Annotated in this window: 15 protein-coding genes; 1 reads left to right on the forward strand and 14 read right to left on the reverse strand. The window is 69.9% G+C overall.

The window, feature by feature from the left end:
- A partial coding sequence (locus C3E87_RS08390; protein ID WP_076061612.1) for a M23 family metallopeptidase occupies positions 1 to 1,179 on the reverse strand: 1,179 nt, incomplete at its 3' end.
- Between the two features lie 160 nt (positions 1,180 to 1,339).
- Entirely contained in the window at positions 1,340 to 1,963 is a 624-nt protein-coding gene (locus tag C3E87_RS08395; RefSeq protein WP_076061614.1) for an SIMPL domain-containing protein, read from the reverse strand.
- A 46-nt stretch (positions 1,964 to 2,009) separates the two neighbouring features.
- Here C3E87_RS08395 and C3E87_RS08400 point away from each other — a divergent pair, with 46 nt between their 5' ends.
- Complete coding sequence (locus tag C3E87_RS08400) at positions 2,010 to 2,537, forward strand: metallophosphoesterase (protein WP_076061617.1); 528 nt, start codon at positions 2,010 to 2,012, stop codon at positions 2,535 to 2,537.
- Here C3E87_RS08400 and C3E87_RS08405 read toward each other — a convergent pair.
- From C3E87_RS08405 to C3E87_RS08460, 12 genes are all read right to left on the reverse strand, one after another.
- On the reverse strand, positions 2,528 to 3,052 hold the full coding sequence (locus C3E87_RS08405; protein WP_076061619.1) for a DUF721 domain-containing protein: 525 nt from the start codon (positions 3,050 to 3,052) through the stop codon (positions 2,528 to 2,530). The two genes, C3E87_RS08400 and C3E87_RS08405, sit on opposite strands and share 10 nt — an antisense overlap.
- A 41-nt stretch (positions 3,053 to 3,093) precedes the next feature.
- Positions 3,094 to 4,494, reverse strand: a complete 1,401-nt coding sequence (locus tag C3E87_RS08410) for a serine hydrolase (RefSeq protein WP_076061622.1) — start codon at positions 4,492 to 4,494, stop codon at positions 3,094 to 3,096.
- Positions 4,495 to 4,525: 31 nt separating this feature from the next.
- Complete coding sequence (locus tag C3E87_RS08415; protein ID WP_143570953.1) at positions 4,526 to 4,777, reverse strand: hypothetical protein; 252 nt, start codon at positions 4,775 to 4,777, stop codon at positions 4,526 to 4,528.
- A 60-nt stretch (positions 4,778 to 4,837) separates the two neighbouring features.
- Positions 4,838 to 5,290 carry a YhcH/YjgK/YiaL family protein gene (locus C3E87_RS08420; protein WP_076061624.1) on the reverse strand — a complete coding sequence of 151 codons (453 nt, stop codon included), beginning with the start codon at positions 5,288 to 5,290 and terminating at the stop codon, positions 4,838 to 4,840.
- Between the two features lie 63 nt (positions 5,291 to 5,353).
- Positions 5,354 to 6,547 carry a DNA replication/repair protein RecF gene (recF, locus tag C3E87_RS08425; RefSeq protein WP_076061627.1) on the reverse strand — a complete coding sequence of 398 codons (1,194 nt, stop codon included), beginning with the start codon at positions 6,545 to 6,547 and terminating at the stop codon, positions 5,354 to 5,356.
- 1 nt (position 6,548) lies between these two features.
- The gene (gene dnaN, locus C3E87_RS08430) at positions 6,549 to 7,709 is read right to left on the reverse strand and encodes a DNA polymerase III subunit beta (RefSeq protein WP_076061629.1); all 1,161 of its coding nucleotides are present in this window, start codon (positions 7,707 to 7,709) and stop codon (positions 6,549 to 6,551) included.
- 73 nt (positions 7,710 to 7,782) lie between these two features.
- A complete protein-coding gene (locus C3E87_RS08435) occupies positions 7,783 to 10,347 on the reverse strand; it encodes an ABC transporter permease (RefSeq protein ID WP_076061631.1) in 2,565 nt (854 codons plus the stop codon).
- Between the two features lie 3 nt (positions 10,348 to 10,350).
- Positions 10,351 to 11,217, reverse strand: coding sequence for an ABC transporter ATP-binding protein (locus C3E87_RS08440; RefSeq protein ID WP_083665506.1), 867 nt, complete (start codon positions 11,215 to 11,217; stop codon positions 10,351 to 10,353).
- 6 nt (positions 11,218 to 11,223) lie between these two features.
- Complete coding sequence (locus C3E87_RS08445; protein WP_076061634.1) at positions 11,224 to 12,297, reverse strand: hypothetical protein; 1,074 nt, start codon at positions 12,295 to 12,297, stop codon at positions 11,224 to 11,226.
- Complete coding sequence (locus tag C3E87_RS08450; RefSeq protein WP_076061636.1) at positions 12,294 to 13,460, reverse strand: glycosyltransferase family 4 protein; 1,167 nt, start codon at positions 13,458 to 13,460, stop codon at positions 12,294 to 12,296. Before C3E87_RS08450 ends, C3E87_RS08445 begins: the two co-directional genes overlap by 4 nt.
- The gene (locus C3E87_RS08455) at positions 13,457 to 13,807 is read right to left on the reverse strand and encodes a hypothetical protein (protein ID WP_076061639.1); all 351 of its coding nucleotides are present in this window, start codon (positions 13,805 to 13,807) and stop codon (positions 13,457 to 13,459) included. Before C3E87_RS08455 ends, C3E87_RS08450 begins: the two co-directional genes overlap by 4 nt.
- A 329-nt stretch (positions 13,808 to 14,136) precedes the next feature.
- Positions 14,137 to 14,301: a hypothetical protein gene (locus C3E87_RS08460; RefSeq protein WP_182763093.1), complete on the reverse strand. Its 165-nt coding sequence runs from the start codon at positions 14,299 to 14,301 to the stop codon at positions 14,137 to 14,139.
- Positions 14,302 to 14,345: the final 44 nt, after the last annotated feature.

The raw sequence follows: 14,345 nt of genomic DNA on the forward strand, positions 1-14,345 counted from the left end.
CGAGGTGACGGGGCTCGGCTCAGGCGACTTCGTCGTCGCACTGGCCGAGGGGCTGGGCTTCGGTGCCGCAGACGTCGTGGTGGGCGTGGGTGCAGGTGTCGTCCCCGGCGCAGACGCGCTGGGCGGGTTCGATGTGGTACCCGGTGCCGGAGTGGAGGGCTTCGGCCCGGCGGCCGACGTGTCGCCGGGCTCGGGCGCGGGCGGCGGCTCCGAGGTGGCACTCACCGAGGGCGACCCGGGCACCGACGGCGACAGGGACGGGCTCGGCGAGGGGGAAGGCGACGGTGAAGGCGACGGCGACGCGCTCGACGAGGGCGCTCCGGGAGCCACGGCCATCATCTCCGAGAGGTCGACGACGCCGGGCTTGCCGTTGAGCCACGGGATGGGATCTGTGAACTGCCCGTTCACGATCACCTCGAAGTGCAGGTGACAACCCGTGGAGTACCCGGTGCTGCCGACGCGGCCCACGCCCTGCAGGGCGGAGACCTTCTGCCCCACCTTCACGCCGATGGACGAGAGGTGGTTGTAGGTGGTCACGACGCGGTAGCCGCCCAGCCTGCCGTGGTCGATCTTGACCTGCACGCCGTTGCCGCCGGCCCAACCGGTGCCGACGACGGTGCCGGCAGCGGCGGCACCCACCGGGGTGCCACAGGGGGCCGCCCAGTCGTGGCCCGTGTGCAGCTTGTACACGCGTAGCACGGGGTGGAACCGCATGCCGAACTTCGACGACGAGCGCCCGCGCACCGGTGGAGAGAGGAGCGCGCCCGCCTTCTGGGTGCCGACGGACTCCACAGTGGTGACGGGGATGGTGGCCGGGGCAACGGGCAGGGGCACGACGACGGGATCGAGTTCCTTCACCCCGTCGGGCTGGATGACCTCAGGCGTGGGCGCGTTGTGCGGATCGAAGCCGAGGTCTTCCCCGCCGGGCACCCGCCAGGTCTGGTAGCCGCCCTCGACGGCGTAGACGCCCAGCGGATCCGTGAATTCTTCGCCGAACACTTCCTGGACGCTGGCGCGCGCGTGGCCGATGCCCGGAGCGGGCGCCGGTGGGCTCTGGATGATCGCGGCGGGGGCGGGCACTGCTTCGATGACCTGCTCATCGCTGCTTGCACCGACAAGCGCAACCAGACCCACTGCAACAGCGGCGGCCAACACTGAGGTGGTGCCTCGCAGTTTCATCTTGCTCCCAGCCCCCAAGCCGTCGTCAATGACTACTCAGACCATCGAATCACCTTCGAGGACCAATTGGAAGGGCAACTGAGAATCCACGGCGTGTAATTCAGCTCAATCACAGCGCCAGGAGGGGAAAGGTGACGATAATGACCGCCGATCCCGGGAATCAGCCCTCGGCGGCCTCGAACTCGACGGTGAGAGCGACGCTGATCTCCACGTCGACGGGGTCGAGATCCAGGTCGAGGGCGGCGGTGCCGTCGGCCCGGAGGAGCGCCTGCCTGTAGTGCAGCGACGGCGGCTCGCCCCCGTCGGTGACCGCCACCGGCTCCGGCGCCTGGCGCCCGGCCGCGGCGGCGATCCACCTGGCGCGCTGCCGCGCATCCTGGAAGGCGTCGCGGATTGCCTCTGGCTCGATGGCGTCGCGGGTGTCCTGGGTGAGTTTCCACTGGACGTTGTCGACGGTGACGCCGTCGACCGCGGCGAAGCGTCCGAGGAAGTCGCCGAGGTCGTCGAGTTCCCAGACGATCACGGAGCCGTCCAGCTGGGCGACCTGCTGCGGCTCGCCCGCGCCCGAGAAGTCGGTCCACGTCCGCAGGCCCGACAGGTGTGCCTGATCGCCGTCGTCCTCAGGGGTCAGTTCGTCGAGGAGGGACCGCACCTGCTTGGCCACGGCCGAGACCTCGCCGATCACGACGTCGTGGTCCGCACCCCGTCGGCCGACGGAGAACGACACCTGCGCGCACTCGGCGCGCACCTTGACGCGGCTGGTTCCGGTGACCGTGATCTTCATCTGACCAGTACAGCACTGCTTCCGTGACCCCACCTACGATGGCGACATGCACAAGCTGGTGATCCTTGCCGACACACACCTGCCGAAGCGTGCCCGCGACCTTCCGCCGGAAGTCTGGGCAGCCATCGAGACCACCGACGTCGTCCTCCACGCGGGCGACTGGGTCGAGCCGGCGCTCCTCGACGAGGTGGAGCGCCGGGCCGGCGGGCGTCACGTCGGCGTGCACGGCAACAACGACGACGCGGTCCTGCGTCAGCGACTCCCCGAAGTCGCCAGGACGGTCATCGGCGGGGTGCGCTTCGCCGTCGTCCACGAGACGGGGCCGGCGGCCGGGCGCGAGAAACGGATGGACGCCGCCTTCCCGGACACCGACGTCCTGGTCTTCGGCCACTCCCACATCCCCTGGGACACCGTGACACCGGCGGGGATGCGGCTGCTGAACCCCGGCTCCCCCACCGACCGTCGCCGACAGCCGGTGGGCACCTTCATGACCGCCACCGTCGATGCGGGCAGGCTCTCCGACGTGACCCTCGTCGCCGTCGACCCGGCGTGGCGGACGGCGCCTCAGCCGTAGGTGTCGCGGGGGCCCCGGCCCTGGACGGACCGCAGCCCCTTCTTCCAGTTGGGGGCTTTCGGGCCGCGGAACTCGACGCGCAGGACGGTCTGCTCGCCCAGCGCCGCGTTGAGCTTGGCCACCAACTGGGACGCGGCGTACCGCATGGCGGTGGCCCACGCCGTCGAGTCGCAGTCGACGATCAGCACCCCCGCGTCATAGTTCACCGGCTTGGAGTGCGCGGCGTTCGACTCGCCCACCAGCTCGGGCCAGCGGCGCAACACCGTCGACAGGTTGATCCGGCGTTTCCAGCCGCGCTTGCGCACCACCTCGTTCAGCACATCGCCGACGAGCTTGGGGTCGCGGTCGTCCGGATGCGCACCGCTGCGCTCCTGCTCGAACACCCGCCTCGTGCGCCGCGGGGTGCGCGGCGGGGCGGGTTCGGGCAGCACGACGCCGTATTCAGAGGCCTCGACGGTGGCGCGGGCGATCTCCGACGCCAACTCGAGCCCCGTGGGATCGTGCGGCTCGGACATGGGTCCAGCCTAGTCTCCGCAGCGACGTTCCCGGGCGGGACCTATCCCAGGGTGTTCTCGGCGAGGCTGGCCATCCAATTCGGCTGGGGCACCGATTCCGGGGTGTCGCCGGCGCTCTGCAGCACCAGGACCCGGATCTTCTCCGGCCCCTCCACGTAGAACGACAGGCCGAGCGCGCCGGGCACCGACCCTCCCTTGAAGCCGATGTAGACCGCGCCGGGCACCTCGATGCCGGGATAGGCGGCCAGGATGCCGCGCACGGGCTTGCCCGGCTCCGTGGCGGCGCGCTGCTGGAGGTTGACGTGGGCCGCGCAGAGGTCCGCGGCGGTGGCGTACCAGTCGATCCCCTCGTCCCAGAACGGGCTGCCCATGGTGGTCTCGTCGTAGGTGAGGTCCCACTCCGGCAGGCCGGAGAGGACCGCGCGTTGGGCCTCGGAGACCGCCACGGTGGCGTCGTCGTAGCCGTTGGAGGCGGCCGCCCACTTGGCGCGGATGCCCTGGTCGCCGCCCATCTGGAAGGCCTCGCGGGTGGTGAGGAACGGCCGGTTGAGCTCCGGCGCGTGGTGCCCCATCTTCTCCAGCTCGGCCTCCACGGCCTCGCGCCCCACGGCGTCGATGAGGAGGTCCGCGGCGGTGTTGTCGCTGGTGGAGATCATCTCCAGCGCGGCCTTCTCGACGGTGACCTTCGTGCCGGCCGGTTCGTTGCGCAGGTTGCCGGTGGGCAGCGACTTGAGGCCTTCGGTGAGCGTCAACTCCTGTTCCCACGTCAACGTGCCGTCCTCGACGGCGGTGGCCACGGCGCCCAGCACGTAGAGCTTGAACATCGAGGCGATCGGCAACACCTTGTCGGCGTCGCGCTGTTCGATGGGTGTGCACTCCGGGGTATCGCCGGTGCGGGTCACCTCCGCGAGCAGGAACGACGAGGTGGGCGCCTTGTCGAGCAGCAACTGGGACGCCTCCGCGGGCTCCTGGATCTCCGGCGCCTTCTCGTTGGGCACGAACATGAGACCGTCGATCTTGCCGTCCTTGAGCGCGATCATCATCAGCACGGGCGTGGCCGGCGAATCGAGTTCTGCCGTGCCCTGGGTGTCGGTGCCGTCCCAGCTGACCAGCGTGAAGGGGCCCTCCTCGCGGAGCTGCGCGAACACCTGCCCGACCTGGTCTGCGGGCACCTGGCCGAGGAACTCGTCGCCCAGCCGCTCCTCCGCCTCCTCGGCGGTGGGCCCGGCGTCGGCCGCCAGCCTGTCCAGCACCCACTGCGCGGCCTCACCGACGGGGGTGTCCGGCAGCTCCACCGGCACGGCCTCCGGGGTGGGCGACGCGGTGGTCGAGGCCTCTGTGGAGGCGGTGGTGGGTTCCGGCGCTGGAGGTTCCGTCGCGCCGGAACAGGCGCTCAGGGCAAGCGCGACGACGGCGGCGAGGGCGAGGCGGGAGTGACGCATGGGGACATGAATACCATGCCCTTCCGCCCTGCTACTTCGCGGGCCCCCGGCGACCCCAGCGGAAGTACGCCAGCGGCAGCAGCCCCATGGAGCTGACGGCGCCCAGCGCGGGCAGCCAGACAGCCTTGGGGCCGTTGACCTCGTCCTTGTCGCGCCTGGCGACATCGATCATGGCCGCGATGCGCAGCACCACGTCGGCCGTTCCGCCGAGCCCCATCAGCGCCCGCACCCAACCAGGGAGATCCTCGAACTTCTTCTTCGCCATGTCACGCTTCTTCGCCATGTCACGCCTCCTACCTGCCAGGTTAGTCCCCGGCAGGACGGAGGGTGCCGCTTTGGGGGGTCAGGCGACGCGGAGTTTGCCCACGGCCTTCAGCACGCGGCTGGGGCCGTCGGTCCAGACACCGGGGAGGTGCGCGTCGTTGGGGAACGCGACGACGAACCAGCCCGGCTGCAGGTTGACGGTGACGGTGGTCGGGCCCTTGTGGAGTCCGAAATCGGTCTCCTCGTCGAACTCGGTGGCCGGGGTCAGCGCGTCGAGCGCCGCGAGCTTGATGGTCTCCTCGCCCTCGAGGACCACGTGCACGTCGGCGAAGCGACGGTGCGCCTCGAACTGGGTCTTCACCTCGGGGTCGGCAGCGTCGTACGAGAAGATGTTGACCGCGCCGATCTCCTCCGCGAGCTCGATGGTGCCGGGCTCGACATCGGTGCCGAGGCCCATGATGGTGTCGAGGATCTCCGCCAATCCGGGAATGTCCGCGTAGCGCGACCTGTGGTCGAGGGTGTCGATGATCATGCCGGGTACCTTCCCGCCGGGCCCCTGCCCAGCGTCAACCAGATCACGGTACCCCCGGCCCTTTCAGCCCCGCGATTCCTCAGGGTGATCGGACAATCCGGACTGCGCATCCTGGGACGGGGCGACGGTGCCGGCGTTCACCGTGAACCGGCGCTCGGCCGGGAAGTCCGGCACGTCGGCGCCGACGGCGGCGGTGATCAGCACCTGCTCGGCGTCGGCGATGGCGGCGCCCAGCCGTTCGCGTCGGGCCACGTCGAGTTCGGCGAACACGTCGTCGAGCACCAGGACCGGCTCCGTGCCGTCGTCGCGCACCAGGGAGAAGCCCCCCAGCCGCAGGGACAGGGCGAGCGACCAGGATTCGCCGTGCGACGCGTACCCCTTCGCCGGTAGTTCTCCGATGGACAGCTCCACGTCGTCGCGCTGCGGGCCCACCAGCGTCATGCCGCGGTGCAGTTCATCGCCGCGCAGGCGGTCCATGGCCTCGAGCAGCCTGCGCTGCAGCTCCGCACGCACGTCCTCGGCCGCGGCGACATCGGCCAGGTCGAGACCGCTCTTGTAGACCGCGTCGATCTGGTTGTTCTTCGGGGCGATGGTTTCGTACGCGCGCTGGGCGTACGGCAGCACGTCGGCGAGCGTGTCGAGCCGGGCGTGCAGGAGTTCGGCGCCCAGCGCCGCGAGCTGCTCGTTCCACACGGCGAGCGTGATGTCCTCGTCCCCGCCCTGCGACACCTGGGAGCGACCGGACATGGACTTCAGCAGCGCGTTGCGTTGCCGCAGCACCCTGTCGAAATCCTGCTTCACCCCAGCCATGCGCGGCCACCGGGTCACGACGAGCGAGTCGAGCCACCCGCGACGGTCTGACGGGTCTCCCCGCACGATGGCGATGTCCATCGGGGAGAACACGACGGTGCGCAGCGCCCCCACCAACTCGCGCGGGCGCTGCAACGGCGCCCGGTTGAGCCGGGCCACGTTCGATTTGCCGGGCACCACTTCGAGCTCGAGCCAGATCAACCGGTCGTCGTCGCGGGCGGCCTGAACCCTCGCCCTGATGATCGCCGACGACGCGCCGGCGCGGATCAGCGGGGCCGTCGTCGACACGCGGTGCGACGACATGGTGGACAGGTACTCGATGGCTTCGACCAGGTTGGTCTTACCCTGGCCGTTGGCGCCGACGAAGACCGTGACGCCGGAGGTCAGCTCGAGGTGGGCCTCGTGGTAGTTCCGGAAATCAGCAAGCGCGAGCTCAGTGACGAACACGTCAGCTTGGCAGGCGCATCAGCATGATGACGTGGCGGTAATCGCCCAACGGGTCCGCGTCGATGCTGGGCAGGCCCATGATCAGGCAGGGCTTGCCGGGCAGTGTGAACGAGAAGTGCGCGAAGGGGGCGTCGAGCGCGGTGAGCGCGTCCAGCAGGTAGTGCGGGTTGAAGCCCGCATCCGTGATGGACTGCTCGTCGCCGACGACCTCGATCTGCGCGTCGATGGCCTCGACGGCCTGCGCCTGGTCCCCCGTGGCGGCCTCGAGCGTGATGTGGTCCTCGTTGATGCGCATGCGCAGCGGCGTGTTGCGTTCCGCGACGAGGGCGACGCGCTTGACCGCGGCCAGCAGGTCTGCGGTGTCGATGCGGACGCTGACGGTGGCGGAGACGTCCATGAGGTGGCGCACCTTGGGGAACGCCTGGCTGAGCAGGCGCGTGGTGGCCTGACGCGAACCCTTCGAGCCCTCGCCGACGAAGCCGGCGAGGCCTTCGCCCTCGGCCTCGGTAGTGGACAGCGAGATGGTGACGGTGTCCCCCGAAGTCATGGACTTGGCGGTGTCAGCGAGCACCTTGCCCGGCACCAGCACGTTGCCCTCGAGGCCCGGGCTGGTGGGGTGCCAGGTGAGTTCCTTCAGCGCCATGCGGTAGCGGTCTGTGGCGAGCAGCGACAGGTTCTCGCCGTTGATCTCCATCTTCACGCCAGTGAACACGTTGAGGAGCTCGTCGCGGCCCGCCGCCACGAACACCTGGCCGACGGCCTTCTCGAACACAGCCGCGTCCACGGTGCCGGTCTGCGTGGGCATGTCCGGCAGGGTGGGGTACTCGTCGACGGGCAGCGTCTGCAGCGTGAAGCGCGCGGAACCGCAGGTCAGCTCCACCTTGGTGTGGTCTGCGTTGAGGTCCACCGGCTTGTTCGGCAACGAACGCGCAATGTCCGAGAGCAGGCGGCCGGAGACCAGCACCTGGCCCTCGTCGCTCACCTGGGCCGGAAGCGTGACCTTGGCCGACGTGGTGGAGTCAAAACTGCTCAGCGTCAGGCCGTCGCCGTCCGCCTCCAGCAGCATGCCTGCCAGGATGGGAGCGGTGGGGCGGTTGGGCAGGCTGCGCGCCACCCAGGCCACGGCGTCGGCAAGCGCCTCGCGTTCAACTCGAATCTTCACGTGTCACACCTTTGTCGTTCTACCCAAAAAGCTCGTCGCCAGCATCATACCCAGACGTTGGTTGAACGCGTCGTCAGTCGACGGCGATGGAGTCGAGGATCGCCAGCCTGCTGGCCCGGCGGGCGGGGGCGATCGCGGCCAGGACACCCACGGCGGCGGCGACCACCACGAAGACCAGCAACTGGACCCAGGGGATGACCAGCGTGCCGATGCCCTGGTCGCGCAGGAGCGTCACGAGCGCCGCGCCGAACGCCACCCCCAGGACAACCCCCAGGACGGCGCCCAGCGTTGCGACGAGCACGGCCTCGAGCGTGACCATCCGCCGCACCTGCGGCCTGGTCATGCCGACGGCCCTGAGGAGCCCCACCTCGCGCACCCGTTCCATGACGGACAGGCCGAGGGTGTTGACGATCCCCAGCACCGAGATCACGACGGCGAGCGCGAGCAGCGCGTACAAGGTGGCGAAGATCTGGTCGAACTGCGCCACGCGGCTCTCCACGAACTCCTGCACGTCGGACACCACGACGGTGGGCACCTCCTCGGTGACCTCCTCGAGCCCGGCCCTGACCGCGGCCGGGTCCGCGTCGTCGTCGATGAAGACCACCAGTTGCTGGACCATCGACGCATCGGCGACCTCCGCGAACGTGTCCGGGGTCACCACGATGTCGCCGATGGGGAGGGCGGCGCCCTCCTCGTGCAGGCCGGTGACGAGCACGGCGGCGGTGCCCTTGGGGCCGACCAGGTCGATGACCTCGCCGAGCGTGAAGCCGTGCTCGTTGGCGTAGTCCGCCGACAGCACGACGGGCGGCTCCCCGCCCTGCTCGCTCAGCGACCCGACGGTGACGTCGAGGCTGGTGCCCCGCTCCAGGCCCTCAGGTGTCAGGCCGAACAGGCTGGTGGGCTCGTCGATCCCCTCCACCTGAGCCGCACCGCGGTACCCGGCGTACACCTCGGACACGCCGTCGACCTTCCTGGCGGCCTCGAAGAGCTTCGCGTCGAAGGGCTGGTAGGCCAGCGGCGCGATGACGAAGTCGCCGCGCTGGTCCTCGGTGAGCTGGTTGCGCAGCGACGTGGTGGTGCTCGCGGCCAGGATGGCGACGGTGGACACCAGCGCGAGGCCGATCATCAGCGTCGCGGCCGTGGCCGCGGTGCGGCGGGGCTGGCGCACGGAGTTCAGCTGCGCCAACTTGCCCACCTCGCCGAACAGCAGACGGAACCCCCTGCCGAACAGCCAGATCAGCGGCGCCCCGATGACCGCCGCGGCGATCACCATGCCGATCAGCAGCGCGGCGGCCCCCGCGCCGAACCAGATGAGCGGCTGCGGCACGTCGAGCCACAGGGCGATCACCATGGCGGCCACGCCCAGCTCGATCAGCGCCACCCCGAACAGTGGGAGGCCGCCGAGGCGCTCGGGCCCGGACTGGGCGGCGCTGGTCATGGCCTCCACTGGGCGGGTCTGCGACGCGCGGCGGGCGGGCAGGTAGGCGGCGATGAGCGTGATGACGACGCCGATGGCGTAGGACGCGATGATGGCCGAGGAGGTGACCGTCGGCGTGATGTCCCCGGGGTCGATGCCGAAGGCGCGCATCAGGCCGAGGATGCCCCAGGCGAGGCCGTAGCCGACGGCCAGGCCCAGGGTGGCGCCGATCAGGCCGATGAACAGCGCCTCGATCAGCACCGTCCCGCTCACCTGGCGGCGGGTGGCGCCGATGGCGCGGTACAGGGCGAGCTCGCGCGCCCGCTGCGCCACCAGGATCGAGAACGTGTTGAGGATCAGCAGTGCGGCCACGAGGAGGGCGATCCCCGCGAAGACCAGCAGGAAGATGTTGACGAAGCCCAGGCCGACGTTGAGTTGCTCCTCGATGCCCTCGGCCAGCTCATCCCCCGTCTCCGCGACGAACCCGTCGGGGAGCACCTCCTGGACCGCCTGTGCCACCGCGGCGGCATCGGCCTGCGGGGTGGTCTGGACCCACATGGCGTACGAACCGGGGCGCCCGTCCTGTGCGATCGCCTGGATCTCGGGGAGGGTGAAGAACAGGTAGCTCGCGCCGACGGTGCTGCCCGCGCCGTACGTGCCGGTGCCGACCAGCGTGTAGGAGCGGATCCCGGTGCGCGGGGTGGCGACATCCAGTGTCTCGCCGATCACGTACCCCCCGCGTGCGGCGGTGGCGGGGTCGAGGACCACCTCGTCGTCGGCGGTGGGGGCACGGCCGTCGATGATCCGGGCGCCCGCCACACCGTCGGAGGACGTGGCGTCCTGCCAGTTCATGCCCAGGCCGGGAGCACCCGAGAAAGCCAGCACGCGGCCATCGTCGTCGAGCGGGTACACCTGCGTGTTCGACACCATGGGCTCGACGCGCACCACCCCGTCGATCGCCTCGACGGCGGCGACATCCTCGTCCGTCAACAACGCGGGCGGGACGCCGGCGTTGTTCTCGAACCCCGAGATGCCGGTGGCCTCGGAGGAAACGTTGACGTCTGCCAGCGACCCCTTGACCAGCGAGTCGAAGCTGGACGACAACATGTTGGTGAACATCAGCGAACCGGCGACGAACGCCACCCCGAGCACGATCGACAGGGCGCTCATGATGAGGCGCACCTTGCGCGCCCAGACGGATTTCAGCGTGGCCCGCAACATGGGTCAGTCCAGCAGGGCGCGGCGGGCGATGGAGCGTTCGACGGTGGATTCTTCCTCGACCTCGTCACCGACCGGAGCGTTCATGGAGGCGGCCGTTCCGTCCCGGTACACCACGGGGCCCGCCGCGGCGGGCTGGTCGTGGCGGGGGTACAGCGTGGCCATCGCGCTGAGCAGCTGATCCTGCGTGGCGCCGCGCATCTCGTGGACGATGCGGCCGTCGGAGAGGAACACGGTGCGGTCTGCGTAGCTGGCGGCGTGGGCGTCGTGGGTGACCATGACCACCGTCTGGCCGAACTCGTCCACGGAGCGCCTGAGGAAGCCGAGCACCTCCGCGGCCGACGTGGAATCCAGGTTGCCGGTGGGCTCATCGCCGAACACGATGTCCGGGCGGTTCATCAGGGCCCGGGCGCACGCCACCCGCTGTTGCTGGCCGCCGGAGAGCTCCGAGGGCTTGTGGGTGAGCCGGTCCGCCAGGCCCAGTACGTCGACGATGCGGTCGAACCACTCCGCATCGACCTTCTTGCCGGCGATCGCCAGCGGCAGCGTGATGTTCTCGCGGGCCGTGAGCGTGGGCACCAAGTTGAACGCCTGGAAGATGAAGCCGATGCGGTCGCGGCGCAACTCCGTCAGCGGGGTGTCGCCGAGCGGCCCGACGGCGGTGTCGCCGATCCAGACCTCGCCCGCGGTGGGCGTATCCAGAGCGGCCATCAGGTGCATCAGGGTGGATTTGCCGGACCCCGACGGGCCCATGATGGCGGTGAATTCGCCCGCGCGGATCTCGAAATCCACGGAGGACAGTGCCGTCACGACGGCAGAGCCGGTTCCGTAGATCTTGGTGAGGCCTTCGGCCCGCGCTGCGATGCTCACCATTCGAGACTAGCGGGTCGGGAAAACGTGCTCACCGAGGCTGAACGCCAGGGCTGCGATCTCCTCGGGCGACTCCTCCCCGCCCAGCACCGCGTCGACCTGCATCGCCCAGCCGGCGGAGTCGTAGCCGACCTGCTCCTGCTCGGCCTCCGACGAGTACCGCTGGGTGGCGGTGGTGCCGTCGATGATCCGGGCGTACCAACGCCGCTTGGCGTACAGCGCGAAATCCGCCGCCACGTACTGCTCGCCGGTGAGGTAGACCACGTCGTAGTGGTCCGCCCGGGCGTCGAAGTACTTCTCCAACTGCCAGCGCCAGTAGCCACCGATGTGGTCTGAGGCGGCAACGGGCCGCTCACGGTCGCCGGCCAACGCGATGGCCGCCCACGCCGGCAGCGGGCCGGGCGAGTTCGTCAGGCCGGGGGCGCCGAGGTCCGGCACGTAGTGGGTGCGTTCCCCGGCCCCCGGGCGACGCACGGCGGTGACGAGGTCGACGGCGAGGCCGGGCGTCGCCGGCAGCGTGGGTTCGTCGTGGTGGCTGACCACCAGCACGCGCGTGACCCCGAGATCACGCAGCTCCTCGCGCGGGGTGGGCTTCTCGTCCACGTCGATGAGCGGCGTGGCGGGCAGTTCCGAGAACGGCTCCTTCCACCTGTTCGCCAGGTCCGTGAGCGCCTCCGGTTTGGGCGCGAACAGCCCCTCGCTGGCCAACATGCAGGCTGCGGCAGTGGGGGTGTGCAGCGGCGGTGCCCCGTCGATCCAGACGCCGAACGGCCAACCGCGGGAGGCGGCCGCCCACAGCGCAAGCTCAGCGGCCCATTCGTCCGGCGCGACGACGGGCATCGGCTCGTGGATGTGCTTCTGGAGCCAGTTGAGCAGGTTGTCCCACCCACCGACGGTGGCTGCGTCGAGGGATCCGTCGTGGACGCTGAACGGCAGCGGCGGCAGGGCCAGCGTCTGGGCCGGGTCCAGGCCGGCGAAGCGCAGGAGCTGCCCGTCGCGCTTCAGCACCTTCCAGCCACGGGCGCCGGCGATGTGGGCGGCGACCGGGTCGTCGGAGATCAGGACCGGGGTGCGGTGCGTCATGCGGACAGGCCTCCGATGAGGTCGATTTCGCGGTCAATGGTGGCGGCGCGGCCGCACTGGGCGCGGACCCGTTCGGCCGCGGCCACCGACAGTTCGGGCATCAGCTGGCGGTTGGCCAGCAGGTGGCGGATCGCATCGGCGAAGGCCCAGGGGTCCTCCGCGCGGGGCAGCAGGCTCGAGGCGTCGTCGGTGAATTCGGGGATGGCGGCCACCGGGTTGGTGATGGTGACCATGCCGCTGGCCATCGCCTCGCCGAGCATCACGCCCTGGGTGTCGAAGCGCGTCGGGCACAGGAACACCCCGTGCCGTTGGTGCGCGGCGGCCATCTCGATGGGCGAGGAGTAGCGCTCCTCCACGGTCACGTTGCGGTGACGACGCAGGCCGGCGGTCTCGTCGCGGAAGTGGCGGCCGAAGCCGCGCACCGTGACGGTGAGCTCGGCGAAGCCGGGTTCCTCCGCCAGCACCTCGAGGGCGCGCAGGGCGATGTCGTTGCCGTAGTTGCGTTCCGCGAAGCTGCGCAGCACAAGCAGCTGGGCGGCCTCTTCCGGCTGACGCACCCGGGCCACGAAGGTGTCGCCGTCGATGTGGTTGGGGATCACCTGGGCGTTGCCGGCCGCGACGCCGACGTCCTGGGCGGCCAGTTGGCGCTGGAAATCCGAGACGAACACGACGGTGGCCGCAGCGTCGGTGAAGAGCCTGGCGGCCGCCTCGAACCGGGCGCGGTTCAGCTCGTCCCGGGCGGTGCGGATGGAGGCGAGCTCGCGGCTGTCGTGGTTTCCGGCGAGCCGGCGGTAGTCGCGCACCTCGTAGCCGTGGAACCAGACGGCCAGGCGTTGCGCGGGGACACGGTCGAGTAGCGCGTGGATGGTGCTCGGTTCCGGGGAGTGCGCGAGCACGGGCCGCTCGGCCTCCGCAGCGGCGTCGAGGACGCGTGTGAGCTCCTCCGGGGGGACCGACAACACCGGCAGTTCGCCGTCCGTGCCGGCCTCGGGGGTGCTGCCCGCGCGCAGCGATGAATCCACGACGACACCGCTGAGCCCGGCCGCCTGGTAGGCCTTGGCCCGCGTCCGGACGAATTCGCGGCCACTGCGCCACGGCCTGGGGTACGACGGTGTGAGCAGCACGTAGTCGGCCGAGGCGAGCTGGCCCTCGAGCTCGGTCATCGCTTCACCGTGCGCACGACCTTGCGGACGGCGCGCTCGGCGAGATTCGGCTTCGGCGACGCAGGGCTTGCGGCGAGTCGGTTCTTCAGTTCGACGATCTCCCCTTCGGCCTCCTCCACCTTGGAGCGGGCCTCGAACAGTTCGTCGCGCATCTTGGCCAGGGCCTTGAGGGCCGCCTCGTGTTCGGCCTCCTTGGCCGTGAGGCGCTGGGCGACGGCGAAGAGTTCGCCCTCCATGCGGGCAGCGTGCGCGGCAGCCTTCGTCAGCTCTTCGCGGGTGCTGGCCAGTTCGGCCTCCATGCCCCGCTGGAGGTGGTCGTCAATGCGGCTACGGTCGTCGTCGGTCACGCAGGTGAGTGTAACTGTGGGTGCCGGTTGGTTTGTGGCGTTCGGCGTACTCGTCTGTGCCTCTGTCCACACCCGGTGCTTTGATGATCTTTCTGTAGTTACATTCCAGATGTACTCATAGCGCCTGTGGACTCTGGGGATAACGCGCATCGCCCCTTGTCCTGCCAGTTCGGAGCATGTGGACGGTGTGTGGGCAGATGCAAACTACACGTGGAGTATCTGGGGATGAAAATGGGGGTGTGGAGTTATCCACACCCCCATCCACAGCTTGGGACAGCGTGCCGTCAACATGTTGTCCCCAGGCCGCACGGACCCGGGAACAGGGCAGATCAGCGGCCGAGGAAGCGGCCCAGGAGGCCGACCTTCTGTTCACCGGGATGCTGCCCGTCGCACCACTGGGCAGAGGGCACCCCGCGCTTGACGTCGGAGATGTGCTGGCCGCAGCCGGCCCAGGTGGTCTTGCCGCAAACTTTGCAGTTGACAGGTCGGCACATGGAGGAGGTCCTTTCGACGAATTCTGAGCGTCTGCCAGGCGCAG

Source organism: Tessaracoccus sp. ZS01, assembly GCF_022342445.1.
In the GTDB taxonomy this organism is placed as follows: domain Bacteria; phylum Actinomycetota; class Actinomycetes; order Propionibacteriales; family Propionibacteriaceae; genus Arachnia.

Bases quoted from the DNA above. Each gene is read 5' to 3' on its own strand.
- C3E87_RS08395 (WP_076061614.1), bottom strand. From the start codon at position 1,963: ATGAAGATCACGGTCACCGGAACCAGCCGCGTCAAGGTGCGCGCCGAG.
- C3E87_RS08400 (WP_076061617.1), top strand. From the start codon at position 2,010: ATGCACAAGCTGGTGATCCTTGCCGACACACACCTGCCGAAGCGTGCC.
- C3E87_RS08405 (WP_076061619.1), bottom strand. From the start codon at position 3,052: ATGTCCGAGCCGCACGATCCCACGGGGCTCGAGTTGGCGTCGGAGATC.
- C3E87_RS08410 (WP_076061622.1), bottom strand. From the start codon at position 4,494: ATGCGTCACTCCCGCCTCGCCCTCGCCGCCGTCGTCGCGCTTGCCCTG.
- C3E87_RS08415 (WP_143570953.1), bottom strand. From the start codon at position 4,777: ATGGCGAAGAAGCGTGACATGGCGAAGAAGAAGTTCGAGGATCTCCCT.
- C3E87_RS08420 (WP_076061624.1), bottom strand. From the start codon at position 5,290: ATGATCATCGACACCCTCGACCACAGGTCGCGCTACGCGGACATTCCC.
- C3E87_RS08435 (WP_076061631.1), bottom strand. From the start codon at position 10,347: ATGTTGCGGGCCACGCTGAAATCCGTCTGGGCGCGCAAGGTGCGCCTC.
- C3E87_RS08440 (WP_083665506.1), bottom strand. From the start codon at position 11,217: ATGGTGAGCATCGCAGCGCGGGCCGAAGGCCTCACCAAGATCTACGGA.
- C3E87_RS08445 (WP_076061634.1), bottom strand. From the start codon at position 12,297: ATGACGCACCGCACCCCGGTCCTGATCTCCGACGACCCGGTCGCCGCC.
- C3E87_RS08450 (WP_076061636.1), bottom strand. From the start codon at position 13,460: ATGACCGAGCTCGAGGGCCAGCTCGCCTCGGCCGACTACGTGCTGCTC.
- C3E87_RS08460 (WP_182763093.1), bottom strand. From the start codon at position 14,301: ATGTGCCGACCTGTCAACTGCAAAGTTTGCGGCAAGACCACCTGGGCC.